We start from the raw sequence: 13,860 nt of genomic DNA on the forward strand, positions 1-13,860 counted from the left end.
CCCAACTGGTTTTTGCGGCCAGAATTTTCCTGATAGCGCTCAACGCGAACTGACATATGTTGGTTTGAAATATTGGCGCCGTGACCTGAGTGTACATAGAGGAACTATAGAGGAAAATACGCCTATTTGCATGGAATGTATATTGAAGTGCCCCATGCTATATGACATGAGCAGCCAGTATAATCATATCAAGCGAGGTCGACTGGCGAATGCGTTTCCCTCTCATCGACGTGCTGCGAGCTTTCGCAGCGCTCAGCGTTGTTGTCTATCACGTCATTGCCCATTTCAATTGGACCGAATTTCCCATCTCCGGCCCTCTGGTATGGTTTCGAACAGGATGGATGGGCGTTGACTTATTCTTTGTGATCTCCGGATTTGTTATCAGCTTGTCCGCCTTCGGAACGCTTGATAAAACTCAAGAGAAAAAAGAATTTTATGCTCATTTCATACGCCACAGAGCCGCAAGAATTATCCCCCTTCACTATCTCACATGCCTCATATTCATAATATACATTCAGCCCTTTATGTTTTTCGATAGCTCGGCCTGGAGTCAATTCGTCACTCATAGCCTGTTCATCTATAATTTCTTCAGCACTCATCAAGGCGGCATCAACGGAGTTAACTGGTCTGTAGCCGTTGAGATGCAGTTCTATCTTCTCATGATGATAAGCGCGGCAAAACTACGCTCTTGCAAACCTATTGAGATTGCACTGGCCGGGCTTGCAATTGCTTGGCTGTGGCGTGCCACGATGTTTCCCTTGACTGATATATCAGGGCCACTCGGCGTTTATCCCCGCTTTCTCCTTACGACGCAACTCCCAGGAATGCTTGATGAATTTGCATGCGGCATCCTTCTCACGCGCTTCGTGCGCAGCGATATGGGTCGCCATTTTATCAGTAAAAACCCCTATCGCTTATGGATCACATCATTCGCTTCTCTTGTTACAATGACTTGTTTTCTCGCAATTTATTGGCAGAATGCCGCATTCTGGAACTCGTTTTGGATGGTGACCTTTTCGCGAACCTTGCTAGGTATCGCCTGGGCAAGTATTATTCTCATTGTATGCTGCATAAACTATAAATCGATAATAACAATCACAAAGCCACTCCAATATCTAGGAACCGTTTCCTATGGTATTTATTTATGGCACCTCTCAGTCATACTATCGCTTAAAACCCTCCCTTGGCTCACTGCGTCCAGGGCTCTACCCGTCATCATCGCGGTGACAATCACACTTTCCATTATCTCCTGGCATTTCTTCGAAGAGCCAATCATGCTTCGTTTTTCGCGCAAACTGCCGCCCACGGCACCAAATGACAAAGTCATAAGGCAGGCGGAAGATCACACCATTCAGCCTGCCTAAACCGCCACCCTCTTGATACTGACGGTGGGATCGGCAAGCTTTGCCCGATCCACTTTCTGCTGCGAGGCGATGAGCAGACGGCCACCCATGAATTCGGGCGCGGCATTGACCGCCTCGACCGCCTGGATGTGATCGCCCCGCATATGAAAGATCGCGAATTTGCCGCTGTCGATCGCACCACGGATCACCATGTCGTCGCAGTCGAAGGGCATGCCGGCAATCTGCAATTTGACGTCATATTGATCCGACCAGAACCACGGCACCACGGGTTCCGGCCGTGGCTGGCCGAGAATGGAAGCTGCCGCTTGTTTGGCCTGCTCCAGCGCATTGGCCACGCTTTCGAGACGGGCCATGCGATCCTGATAAAGCGGCAACGGACGCAAGGTCACATCGCCCAAGGCATAGATGGACGGATCGGAGGTTCTGGCATCGAGATCGACGCGTACGCCATTATCGCAGGCAAGGCCAGCTTCCCGCGCCAGCCTATCGCGCGCCACGGCCCCGATGCCTACGATTGCGACATCGCAGGCAAATTGCCGCGCATCCGCCAGCCTGACCCCGGCAATGCTTCCGGCATCCCCTTCGAAGCCCGTCACCTGCGCCCCGGTTTCAATGCGGACGCCCTGGGCGCGATGATGGGATTCATAGAACCGTGACAAAGGCTCGCAAGCAACGCGGGCCAGAACCCGGGGCTCGCGCTCAATCACCACGACATCGGCACCGAGCAGGCGGGCGGAGGCCGCGACCTCAAGACCCACATAGCCGCCACCGATGACAGCGAGGCGGCTTTCCGGCCGCAGGACCTGTTTCAAGAGACCGGCCTCAGCCAGCGTCCGCAGTCCAAAAATATTGGTAAGATCTGCTCCCTCGACGCCCAAACGACGGTTTTCGGACCCTGTGGCCAAGACCAGCACATCATAGGGCTCGACGTCACCACCCGCGAGACGGATCGCTTTTTCCTCGCGATCGATCCTCTCCACGCTCTCGCCCGTCCGTACGATGATCTTGCGCTCCTCATAGAAAGAAGGAGCACGCAGAAACAAAGAGTCCTCGGCGAGATTGCCCTTGAGATAGTCCTTGGAAAGGGGTGGTCTCTGATAGGGAGCAGCCGTTTCCTCGCCAATCACAAGGATTGGCCCCTCATGCCCCATCTCACGCATCAAGCTGACAAAAGTGCCGCCGGCATGTCCCGCGCCAACGACAACGATCCGCGTCTGACGCGGATCGGACTGATCCACCATGTTACCCTCGCGACCCAACCAATTCGGTAGTTCAAACGACGATTGATTTCGGTTTCAAAGCAAAATCAGTGCTGCCTCGAGCATTTTGGATTTATCCGAAACGCTCGAGGCAGGAAACAAGAACATTTTCAATCTGTTCTCATCGCGAAGCAATTTTACGTAAATTGAAAATGTTCTTGAATCTCTTGCAACAAATCCCTCGAGAAGGCCCGTCACAGGAAGAAAAAGCCTGACCGGCTTCAGACGACATGCGGCTCGGGCAAGGGCTGAAGTTGTCCGAGTTCCTCATCGGTAAAGACATGGCCCCGGGTCAGGAAACGCAGGCCTTCCGGCGATTCGAGGGAAAAGCCGGAGCCACGTCCGGGCACGACATCGATGATCAATTGTGTATGCGCCCACAAGGCATATTGCGCCGCGCCGATATAGACCGGGCAGCCGGCAATCGCACCGAGCAGAACATCCTGCGCGCCTGTCTTGAACTCGGACAGCGGATAACACATCGGCGCGCTGCCGTCGCAACAACCGCCGGATTGATGAAACAACAGAGGTCCATGGACCGCCTTGAGCTTTTCGATGAGTTCAATAGCCTTAGGCGTGGCGATGACGCGATCCATTATGATTTCCTCCCTTTTTAGCAAATATGGCGGGTGAGAGGCCCACCCGCCATATCCATGAAGACTTCTTTAGCTCGGGCTCTTTGAGCCAGTTTCTCAGAAGAAGCCAAGAGCCTTGGGGCTGTAGCTGACGAGCATGTTCTTCGTCTGCTGATAATGATCGAGCATCATCTTGTGGGTCTCGCGGCCGATACCGGATTGTTTGTAACCGCCGAAGGCGGCATGCGCCGGATAGAGATGATAGCAATTGGTCCAGACACGGCCGGCCTGGATCGCCCGGCCGAACCGATAGGCGCGCGTGCCGTTGCGGGTCCACACGCCAGCGCCAAGACCATAGAGCGTATCATTGGCAATTTGCAGGGCTTCCTCATCGTCCTTGAAGGTCGTGACCGAAAGCACCGGCCCGAAAATCTCCTCCTGGAAGATACGCATCTTGTTATGGCCCTGGAACACGGTCGGCTGAACATAGAAGCCACCCGCGAAATCAGCACCGACCTCAGCGCGGCCGCCACCCGTCAGGAGCGAAGCACCTTCCTGCTTACCGATATCGATATAGGAGAGGATTTTTTCGAGCTGATCGTTGGAGGCTTGCGCGCCGATCATCGTCGCCATATCCAGCGGATTGCCCTGACGGATCGCCTTCACGCGGGCGATCGCGCGCTCGATGAAGCGGTCGTAGATCTTCTCATGAACCAAGGCGCGCGAGGGACATGTACAGACTTCGCCCTGGTTAAGAGCGAACATGCTGAAGCCTTCGAGCGCCTTGTCGAAGAAATCATCATCCTCGTCGGCGACATCGGCGAAGAAAATGTTCGGCGACTTGCCACCGAGTTCGAGCGTCACCGGAATGATGTTTTCCGACGCATATTGCATGATGAGACGGCCCGTCGTCGTTTCGCCGGTGAAGGCGACCTTGGCGATGCGCTTGCTCTGGGCGAGCGGCTTGCCGCATTCGACGCCGAAACCGTTGATGACGTTGAGAACGCCGGGAGGCAGCAGATCGCCGATAATATCCATTAGAACCATGACGCTCATGGGCGTCTGTTCGGCGGGCTTCAGCACGATGCAATTGCCGGCGGCAAGCGCAGGAGCGATCTTCCAGACCGCCATCAGGAGCGGGAAATTCCAAGGAATGATCTGCGCGACGACGCCGAGCGGCTCATGGAAATGATAGGCGACGGTATCATGATCGATCTCGCTGATCGAACCTTCCTGGGCGCGCAGGCAACCAGCGAAATAGCGGAAATGATCGATGGCGAGCGGCACGTCGGCGGCCTTCGTCTCGCGGAGCGGCTTGCCGTTATCGATCGTCTCGACCATGGCCAATGTATCGAGCTTGCTTTCCATGCGGTCGGCAAGGCGCAGGAGAACACGCGAACGCTCCAGCGGAGAGGTCTGCGCCCATTTCTCGCGCGCCGCATGAGCGGCATCGAGCGCCAGCTCAACATCTTCCGCGGTTGAGCGAGCGATCGTGCAGAACACCCGGCCATCGATCGGAGAAACATTGTCGAACTTCTGGCCCTTGACGGACGGCGTCCACTTGCCGCCGATGAAATTATCATAATGTGGACGGATGGCGATGTCCTGACCCAGATCGGCGATGAGTTTTTCGACCATGGTTTCTTTCCTTGATGGGATGTTTATCGCTTGGCATTGCCATCATACGGTCATGCAAGCGGCGATTTTTATGATAGCGTCGCCCTCGGCGCGCTGAAGTCAGTTGATCAAGCCCGTATCGACGAAAGAGACGCGCGTTTTCGATCGCGCAAATACGCAATCTGGCAACGCACAAGCGGCCCGAGTCCGGCTTGATCCTTAAATGGCTTGAAAAGCACCATTTCCTCCCAGGAACCGATAGTCCCACCGCCCGAGAATAGTCCGAGCGCGGAGCCTGATCGCAATTCCATCCGAGCTTTCCGCTTTGCGGTTAAAGGGATCGGCTTTTTTTTCTTAATTAAGCAATTATCCCCCTCAAATCCAGGATCTCAGGGGTACATAGTGGCCAGCATCATTAACCGGCCCATATTATTTGAGAAGGGAGGACACCTATGACTTTCGACAGATAGTCGATTGAGCGGTGCCGTAAGAACAACGAAACCATTTTATCCGCACAGGCATAAATGCTGTAATAATCGCTTTGTAAAAGATTTTCAGAACTTTACATCCGCTGAAGCTTGGACAGAAAAAAAGTCTCGGCTTCTTCCGGGGTCCTCCAGGCAAAGTCCGGCAATTGATGCCGCGCGAAGGTGAACTGACGCTTGGCATAATGCCGCGTATCAAGTTTGCCGCGATCAGCCGCTTCCGCAAGGCTGATTTCCCCCCGCAGAGCCCGCAAAAGATGCGGCACGCCATGCGCCCGCATGACAGGCAGACTCGGGTCGAGTCCGCGCGCGCCTAGCCGCTCGACTTCTTGCAAGGCGCCCTGCTCCAGCATGGTGTCGAAACGCCTATCGATCCGCCGATTGAGATCGGCCCGATCCGGCGCGAGAAAAACCGCGAGAACCTCGGACATGGTCAGCAGGGGGGCGCTTCGCGCGTTCTGAAAGGCTGCGAGACTCTGGCCCGTGGCGACAAACACCTCCAGCGCCCGCAAAATACGCTGGCTGTCATTGGGTTTCAGCCGTGCCGCCATTTCTGGATCGCGGGCCGCCAATTCACGGTGCAGTTCAGGCGTGGAGCACCCTTCCGCATGTCGGCGCAAATCGGCACGTATGCTGTCGGGAACGGACGGTATATCGGAAAGCCCCTGCGTCAACGCCTTGAAATAGAGCCCCGTACCGCCAACGAAGATCGGCATGCGCCCTTGGCCTTGCGCCTCATCCAAGGCGATCCTTGCCTGATCGAGCCAAAGCGCGACGGAATAATTGATTCGGCCATCGACGCTCCCAAACAGGACATGCGGCGCCTGATGTTCTTCTTCCTGAGTTGGCCTTGCCGTCAGCACATGCAAGTCACGATAGAGCTGCATGGAATCGGTATTGATCACAACGCCGTTGCAGGTTTCAGCAAGCCGCAGCGCCAGGGCCGATTTGCCGCTCGCCGTCGGACCGGCAATGAGCAGAGCCATTGGTGCGCTCATGATCGTTCCGGACTCAAATGATGAAACGAGCGCGATCTTTGGGGCATGAGACGCAAAAAATCCGCTTTCGATCTTGGCAATCCATTTTGCATTGTGATTTTAGACATTTTGCCCGTGACTCCAGTTTCCAGGGCATGGATTCAATGCCATATCATGATGCGGTCGCCCAATTGAAACGACTGGCGGGGTCCCCTCAACCGGCATGGATTTATGGTTCCTGAATGCGTGACAGCCTCTTGCCTTTCGCCAAGCTTCGCGCAGATCCTTCCGCACGGCTGGATGTCGGCGAGACCAAGCTCCGGCCCCTGGAGCGCTGGCGCTTCGGGGCGCTTCTCTGGCTGTTCTTTTTTCTTCATTTCGGCGTCATAATTTATCTTCTATGGCACCTTGAGCCCGAAACCCCAACGGCGCAGGAGGAAATCCCTGTCGAGGTCGTTATGGCTCCGCCCCCCGAGCCAGCGGCCCCCGCACCGCCGCCTCTTATCCCGGACCCGCCAAAGGAAAAGCCCAAGCCGGAGCAGTTGACCGAGCAAAAACCCATAAAAATCGAAAAAGATAATGCGCAGGTCGCCTTCGACGCGCCAAGAACGCCCAATCAGGAAACCAACGAGAAGAAATCTCCCGATAAGAAGAGCGGCGCGCCGAACAAGGCCGAACCCGCCTCCCAAGCCGCGCCCAAGCCCGCTCAGCTCAAGGAGGCGAGACTCGCGCCTGAGGCATTACCCAAAGAGGAAGAAAAGGCAGAGAGCGAGCTCAAACCCGACGATCGGCCCGATGCCGAAGCCCTCGATAAGGCCTCACCGCAAAAAAGCTTAAAGAAACAGAGTCATCAAACGCCAACCCGAACCAAGATGCCGCTTTCGGAGGATGCCAAAGCCGCCGTCGCGCGGCAATTGTCTTCGTTGACAGCAGCCCCCAGCTTTTCCGTGGCCCAAGCCGCCCGCCCCTCCCCGATCAGTGGCGGAACGGCGGATTCGAGCTATCTCTCTATTCTGTTCGGGCTGATTACCCGGCAGCAGCAAGACCCCCATAAAGACAAGCCCCGGCACATGGATGCCGAAGTCGTCGTCGGGTTCTGGATCGATGAAACAGGGCGTTTGACCCATCAAGCCCTTTACCGCACCAGCGGCCAGCCCGATCTCGATGCCGCCGCCATGGCCGCCGTTCGCAAGGCCGCGCCCTTTCCGGAACCACCCCGCGGCATTCCCCGCGGCTTCGTCGCCCGCCTGACCTTTCCCGCGCGCTAGCCCGGGCCTTGTTATAGAGTCTAGCCATCAGGCGAGCTTCAGTTCGACCCACAATCCTTGCCCGTGATCGATCGCCTGGATTGAGCCGGACGGCGCCGCAAAGCCCGGCTTGCCCACCTGGTCGGCTATCCAGGGATCGTCGGCACGCACAACACGCCCTGCACAACGTTCTCCGAGCGCCGTGAGAAGCTTGTCATAAGGCATTTCACCCCAGTGGACTTGCTGGGCATCGTGCTTATTAGTCGGAATGAAGGCGGAAAGGTCCGGGCTCTTCATGAGTTCGAGCCCTTTCTCGCGCGCGGTCGCATTTTTGCTCCCGTGATGACCAACCTTATAGTAGACGGTCCGCGCGAGGAGATCGGGTCCGGTAACAACGCCGCCGTCGACCTGCCAATTTGCATTCTGCCAACTCAGCCAATTGCCAATCTGCGCATCGGCGGCAAACAGCAACACGCGCTTCGTATCGACGAATTCAAAAGCGAGGACGAGACTTGTGTTGTTGGTCTTGTCGTCGAGTTGCATGGCGAGATCGGCGCTGATGCCGAGCCAGTCGAGATCGATCCGCCGCCAGGATTGGTCGTGTTCATTAGGATCGGTCGCCTTTCTCTGCCGCCGTGAGCGGGTGGCTGGCGCTTCCGCCGAAGCGGGTCCGAAATAATGGGCCCGCGCGAAGGCGGCAATGTCGTGCGCGACCGTGTCTGGCGGCGCGAGAGCGGAGGTCGCGGCAAGGTTCGCGAAATTAGTGCCCGCATTAGGATCGAACGGCGCGGCATAGTCAAAACCCTCGCTGCTCGCGGAATTGAAGGCGAAGGCACTCGCGCAAGCGCACGCTCGACCGGCCAGCCCCTAGTGACGGCGGTCAGATACATCTCGGCGGTGTTCCGCGCCTTCCTGAAGATTGTCGACCATCGCACGTGCGATCTGATCCGCCTCGCAACCAATGGAACAGGCATTCTGCCGGACGGAGCGCTTCCCCCCAAAGCATCCAGGGTTCTGGATATTGGGCCACCAAAGGCCCATGCTCGGCGAGCCATAAAGCAGCCGCCGCCGCGATTTGTGGCGTCGCCGAGGAGGTGCCCGCTCCGTTCATGTCAACCATCTTGCCGCAATCAATTATCGCCCAGGCGACATTCGGCGTATAGGCACCGAGCGCCGTCGCCATCTTGCTGGACGGACCATAATTACCCTGCATCGTTGGCGGCGCGAGGCCGGCATAGGCACGACCATCCGCCATCACGCCGCAAGCAGCGAGCACACGCCGGTAGCGAGCCGGGAAGACAATCGATTTCGGTGTCAGCCTGCCGGCCAGATTATTGCCCGCCGCCGTGACGAGAAACATCCCCGCGTCATAGGCGAGATTGATCGCATCAACGAGAGCGGCGGAGGTCAGGCCGCCCATGCTCATGGAGAGAATCTGCGCGCCATTCTGGCGGGCATGCTCGATCCCCTGGACCATGGTGCTGGTCGTAAAGCGCACGACCCAATTGGCGATCCGAATGGGGATCACACGGGCAAAGGGCGCTCCTCCGATGAAATCCTTGAAACCGGACCAATCCGGCAAGGTGCCGTCAAGGCGGTTGCCGGCGAGAAGCGCTAGCGTCGCCGTGCCGTGGCCGCGATTGCGGACAGCTCCCAGGCCATCCGGCGTATGGTCGGAAGCATCGTGCGGGTCTGGGTCGCCATCGACAAAGCTGCGCTGGAGCTTTGTGTCGAGGTTGATCGGCCGAGTCACATGATGCGGATCATAACCCGTATCGAGATGGGCGATAATGACCTGATTGAGCTTCTTTTCAAGGTCCACTCCAAGCCCGGCTCGCGCCTTGGCAAGCTCGGAGAACGCGTCATTGAGGCTCCAGGCGAATCCCGGCCCCTCCGCTTTGGTTCCTTTGCCATCCTGATCGATGAATGTGCAGCGATCCGCTGCCTCAGTAAGGCCTGGGCCAGGCACAGCGCCAGCCTCCTGCTGCCAAGGCCATCTTTGCTCGATGTCAGGTTCAATCAGTTCGACATCCGCTCCGGCGGCACCTGTAGCCGCCGCGAAACTACTTCCAGGCACCATCAGCTGATGCGCAGCATCCCACGGATTCTCCTCGCCCTGGCTCAGTGCCGAGACATGCAGCCAGGTCGCTCCACTCGAAGGGGCGAGACCCATACCCGTCACGCCGGCGGGAATGGTCAAGATCGGTTTGACCTCGACACCACCCGCGCCGAAAGCCTGCTGTGTCGCCATGGCAAAGGCTCTGCCATCGCCACGAACCTTGACCAGCATCCCCCCTGCCGCCATGATCGTGCCTCCCGATGATTTTTCGCGAGCATCAGACGTTCAAAGCTCGATCAGCCCGATGCTCACATTCCCCCAACCGATCAGTATAAACGTCAACGAAACGTGCTCAAATATCGCGCGCGTCCGCATAGCGGCTAGTATTAGCTGACCAGTAAAAGCAAAGCTTTCATAGCCCTTTAATAATCATCCTGTTAGGGAAGATTATTGGATGAGTGAACAGCATCTCGCAATAAGTGTAAAGGCTATCTGTTAGCCGATTGACATGACTTCGGCTACATGACCGCAAGCCTTGTACAATGACATGCGTCAACAAACGCAGAATCAACGAGTTCACAAGATATTAGCTTCGTGGAAAAATTGATCTGACACTTGAGAATCACGTGTCAGATTTATCCATTATGGCGATCGGTGACTCGATACACACAGATGTCACACGATATCACGGATCGGAAAGCCCATTGCTTAAGCTCGGCATGAGCTCAACGCATGATGCGGCGATGCATTTCACACCGCTATAGTGTTGGACGAGGCGCGCCTCATTAATCCAACTCAATATTATCGGATTGAGCCTTTTGGTGACTTAACGAGCCAGAAGCAGGATCGATCGCTTTGTGGATGGGAGCGCCGTCTCATACGAGTAGCTCTTGACGACCTTCATCCCATCAATAGGACCAAATGCAATTTGATAGTCATCCCTGCCAACCCACCAATGGCTCTTTTCATGACTTTCCTTATACGAAGGGCTGTAGGAAAAGAATCCGTTATATTCGAATCCGCCATCGAGATTATCGGGACCCGCAATCCCTTCGCTCTGGGCGTCGGTAATTGCCGCCCACCGCGCTCGGTTCCAGGCCATATGGTCATGATTCGTCAGCACCGTAAATGCAATGGTCAGCAGACACATCAATGTCGCAATCAGAATATGATGGCGATCGACAGGCCCAGCCACCGAGATGCTCGTCAAAAAGAAGAAGGTCAGTGGCAGAACTGGAATGAGATAACGATCAAATAATCCGGACAGCATGAGGGGGGCGAGATAGGCAAGGATAGCGATCATGGCGAACAGCGGCCCTGACGCATTTGGATTGTGCTCCCCGTATCGCACTTTCTGGATGATATTTATCATATAAGTCACCGTGCGGCGGCTCAGTTCAAAAACGCCCCACAGACTGAGCAAAGTGACCACAATCCAGAAGAAAGAAGGCAGCGACGGAACATTCGGCAAGTGGAGTTCGAAAGTATCGCGGAGCAAAAGGGGCCCTATCCCCTGGGGGACGAGGATATCACCGAACAATGGCATGATCTGATGTCTAGCCCACATGGTGGCAACACCAAGAAGAGTGACACATCCAGCGATCATGATTGGCGCGTGCCGCCACCAGGAGCGAGCATCCACAGCGACGATATCATGACGTCTCGTCAGCAAGAGCAACGGAAGACTGAATAGACCAAGATAAAGAAGCGTCTCGATCACATGCAGGCCGATGAGCGACATCACCTCAAGGACCGGAGCTTTTATCGTGGACGCCAGGAGATTCAACTGGAAGTCATAGACGTCCGGGGTTCTTCCTGTCTCCCGAAGCCAGCGGTTGAAGAGCATGAGGGAGGCCGTGCAGACAAGGAATGGCGTCAACGCCAAGATCAATTTTCTCGGCCAACGGTCTGTTTGCAGGAGCCTTACAACCAGAAAAGCGAGAGGAAGACACAATCCGAGCTGGCGCGAGAACGTCGCCAGGATCGCAATGATCGTCCCGAATACAATGAGCGGAATCGAATCTCGTTCAAGCGATAGGACAAACAGGAAGGCGCTCGTTGTGACTAAGGCAGAGAATAGAATATCTGTCATAAATGTAAACGACAGCGCATAGGCAATCGGATTGAAAGCGAGCAACAGCGCAGCAAAGAGCGGCACGAGCATCGTCTTATTATTCGCTTTGACCAGAAAGAAGGTCATGACGAAGAGCAATGATGAAGCCAGCAATGTGGTGAGGCGCAGATCATCAAACCCGCAGGACGAAAGAGCGCAGATTGGCGCCGCCCAAAGGGCATTGGAGATCAATGGCATACTGGTCCAGCCGAAGGGCTTCCACGTCCCCGTCGCGACTAACATCCGCGTCGAAATCGCATAGGACCAATCGTCGATCAGGGGAAAGTCGCCGGAAATCCCCACGTAGGAAACCGTGCCGATAAACACAATCACCAACGCCAGAAGAGAAAGAAGCGGAGTCTTGGCGTCAGAAATGAAATCACCTGAACTTTGTGATGAAATAAGACTCATCGCAAAATTCTCCAATCTCTCTGAAGTCTATCGAGAACAAACGGGGCTGGATACAGCACACCGCACCGCTGGCTGAGTGATCGCTATCATCGGCCGCACCATATTTGTGAGCAAACCTCCACAATAAAGCAGCCGGTTTTATGGCCCAGTCGCGGCATATTGCAGAACAATTAAGAGAGGGATCTTTTCACCTTCACAAGCAAAAACCCCAAAAGCGGGAGCTTTTGGGGTTGATGGGGTTTCGTTCGCGGTGGGGATCTAAAGCGATCCTTTATTTGGCGGCGGCACCGCTTGGCACTTGTGCAATGCGCAGGAGATTGGTCGTGCCGGACACACCAAAGGGCATGCCGCCGGCTATGGCGATAATATCGCCGGGGATCGCCAGCCCTTCCTTTTCCGTCGCGGCGCAGGCATCCTCGACGATGTCCGTCACATGCGCCTGCGCACGGCTGAGCACCGGATGCGTGCCCCAAACCAGCGCCAGGCGCCGCGCGATCGCCAGTTCCGGCGTCAGGCTCAGGATCGGCGCTGCCGGCCGTTCCCGCGCGGTGCGCAGGCTCGTCAGGCCTGAGGTCGTATAGGTGACCAGCGCCGCCACAGGCAGGATTGCCGCCGAGCGATGCAAGGCGCTGCAGATCACATCCGAGACATTCGCCTGCGGCGTCGGCCCCGTCGCATCAAGCCCTTCGCGATACACAGGGTCCTGCTCCACGGCCGTGATGATCTTGTTCATCATCGTCACGGCCTCGATCGGATAGCGGCCAGACGCCGTCTCGGCGGACAGCATCACCGCATCGGCGCCCTCATAGATGGCGGTCGCGACATCGGAGGCCTCGGCGCGGGTCGGCGTCGGCGTGGTGATCATCGATTCCAGCATTTGCGTGGCGACGATCACCGGCTTGCCCGCCCCCCGCGCCGCATGCACGATGCGCCGCTGCACGATCGGCACACGCTCGGGCTCCATTTCGACACCGAGATCACCGCGCGCCACCATGACCGCATCGGACCGTGCGATAATGGCTTCGAGCCCGTCGATGGCGGAAGGCTTTTCGAGCTTCGCCATCAGCGCAATCGGGCGATTGGCCAGCGCGCGCACCTCGTCGAGATCTTCGGCCCGCTGCACGAAGGACAAAGCGATCCAGTCGGCGCCAAGCTCCAGCGCGAAAGCGAGATCCTTGCGATCCTTTTCGGTCAGCGCCGAGACCGGCAGAACCGCCCCGACGATGCTGACGCCCTTGCGCTCGGAAAGCGGGCCCCCGGTCACCACCTTCGCCACGGCCGATTGCGGCTCGGCCTTCTCGATGGTGAGGCGCAGCTTGCCATCATCGATCAGCAGCGTGACCCCAGGCGAAAGCGCCGCGAAGACTTCCGGATGCGGCAGAGGCACCCGCGCGAGCGTGCCGGGCTCCGGATCGAGATCAAAGGTGATCGTCGTGCCTTCCTCTAGCATGATCGGCCCCGCGGCCAGCTTGCCGATGCGCAGTTTCGGCCCTTGCAGATCGGCGAGGACCGAGATCGGCCGGCCGGTTTCCTGCTCGATGGCGCGCACGATCTCATAGCGCTGCCGATGGTCCTCATGGGTGCCATGGCTGAAGTTGAACCGAAACACATCGGCGCCCGCGTCAAACAGAGCCCGGATGGTTTCCGGACTGGAACTCGCGGGACCCAGTGTTGCCACAATCTTGGCTCGGCGATACCGGCGCATGATCTCAATCGGCCCAGCGGGCCGCCTCCCTAGGTGATTGAATGGCTA

General features: G+C 56.9%; 10 protein-coding genes. 2 read left to right on the forward strand and 8 right to left on the reverse strand.

All coding sequences use genetic code 11. The features are described from left to right. Nucleotides 1–209: 209 nt before the first annotated feature. Entirely contained in the window at nt 210–1,364 is a 1,155-nt protein-coding gene (locus BIND_RS14370) for an acyltransferase family protein (protein WP_012385769.1), read from the forward strand. Here the strand turns inward: BIND_RS14370 and BIND_RS14375 are convergent. The 4 genes from BIND_RS14375 to miaA all read right to left on the reverse strand — a co-directional run bounded on the left by BIND_RS14375 (nt 1,361) and on the right by miaA (nt 6,286). After that, a complete protein-coding gene (locus BIND_RS14375) occupies nt 1,361–2,605 on the reverse strand; it encodes an NAD(P)/FAD-dependent oxidoreductase (RefSeq protein WP_012385770.1) in 1,245 nt (414 codons plus the stop codon). The genes BIND_RS14370 and BIND_RS14375 overlap by 4 nt on opposite strands. Before the next feature lie 239 nt (nt 2,606–2,844). Next, nucleotides 2,845–3,219, reverse strand: coding sequence for a DUF779 domain-containing protein (locus BIND_RS14380; protein WP_012385771.1), 375 nt, complete (start codon nt 3,217–3,219; stop codon nt 2,845–2,847). Nucleotides 3,220–3,315: 96 nt separating this feature from the next. Continuing rightward, complete coding sequence (gene adh, locus BIND_RS14385) at nt 3,316–4,836, reverse strand: aldehyde dehydrogenase (protein WP_012385772.1); 1,521 nt, start codon at nt 4,834–4,836, stop codon at nt 3,316–3,318. Nucleotides 4,837–5,377: 541 nt separating this feature from the next. Further along, on the reverse strand, nt 5,378–6,286 hold the full coding sequence (gene miaA / locus BIND_RS14390) for a tRNA (adenosine(37)-N6)-dimethylallyltransferase MiaA (RefSeq protein ID WP_012385773.1): 909 nt from the start codon (nt 6,284–6,286) through the stop codon (nt 5,378–5,380). Nucleotides 6,287–6,519: 233 nt separating this feature from the next. Between miaA and BIND_RS14395 the strand changes: the two genes are divergently transcribed. Next, nucleotides 6,520–7,545 carry a TonB family protein gene (locus tag BIND_RS14395; RefSeq protein WP_012385774.1) on the forward strand — a complete coding sequence of 342 codons (1,026 nt, stop codon included), beginning with the start codon at nt 6,520–6,522 and terminating at the stop codon, nt 7,543–7,545. 27 nt (nt 7,546–7,572) lie between these two features. Here BIND_RS14395 and BIND_RS14400 read toward each other — a convergent pair whose 3' ends face one another. The 4 genes from BIND_RS14400 to pyk all read right to left on the reverse strand — a co-directional run bounded on the left by BIND_RS14400 (nt 7,573) and on the right by pyk (nt 13,812). Beyond that, complete coding sequence (locus tag BIND_RS14400; RefSeq protein ID WP_012385775.1) at nt 7,573–8,067, reverse strand: ComEC/Rec2 family competence protein; 495 nt, start codon at nt 8,065–8,067, stop codon at nt 7,573–7,575. 337 nt (nt 8,068–8,404) lie between these two features. Further along, on the reverse strand, nt 8,405–9,829 hold the full coding sequence (locus BIND_RS14405; RefSeq protein ID WP_012385776.1) for a S8/S53 family peptidase: 1,425 nt from the start codon (nt 9,827–9,829) through the stop codon (nt 8,405–8,407). A gap of 580 nt (nt 9,830–10,409) precedes the next feature. Next, nucleotides 10,410–12,122, reverse strand: a complete 1,713-nt coding sequence (locus BIND_RS14410; RefSeq protein WP_148210654.1) for a glycosyltransferase family protein — start codon at nt 12,120–12,122, stop codon at nt 10,410–10,412. Between the two features lie 256 nt (nt 12,123–12,378). Next, nucleotides 12,379–13,812, reverse strand: coding sequence for a pyruvate kinase (gene pyk / locus BIND_RS14415; protein WP_012385778.1), 1,434 nt, complete (start codon nt 13,810–13,812; stop codon nt 12,379–12,381). Nucleotides 13,813–13,860 lie beyond the last annotated feature (48 nt).

It is taken from the genome of Beijerinckia indica subsp. indica ATCC 9039, assembly GCF_000019845.1.
GTDB lineage: Bacteria > Pseudomonadota > Alphaproteobacteria > Rhizobiales > Beijerinckiaceae > Beijerinckia > Beijerinckia indica.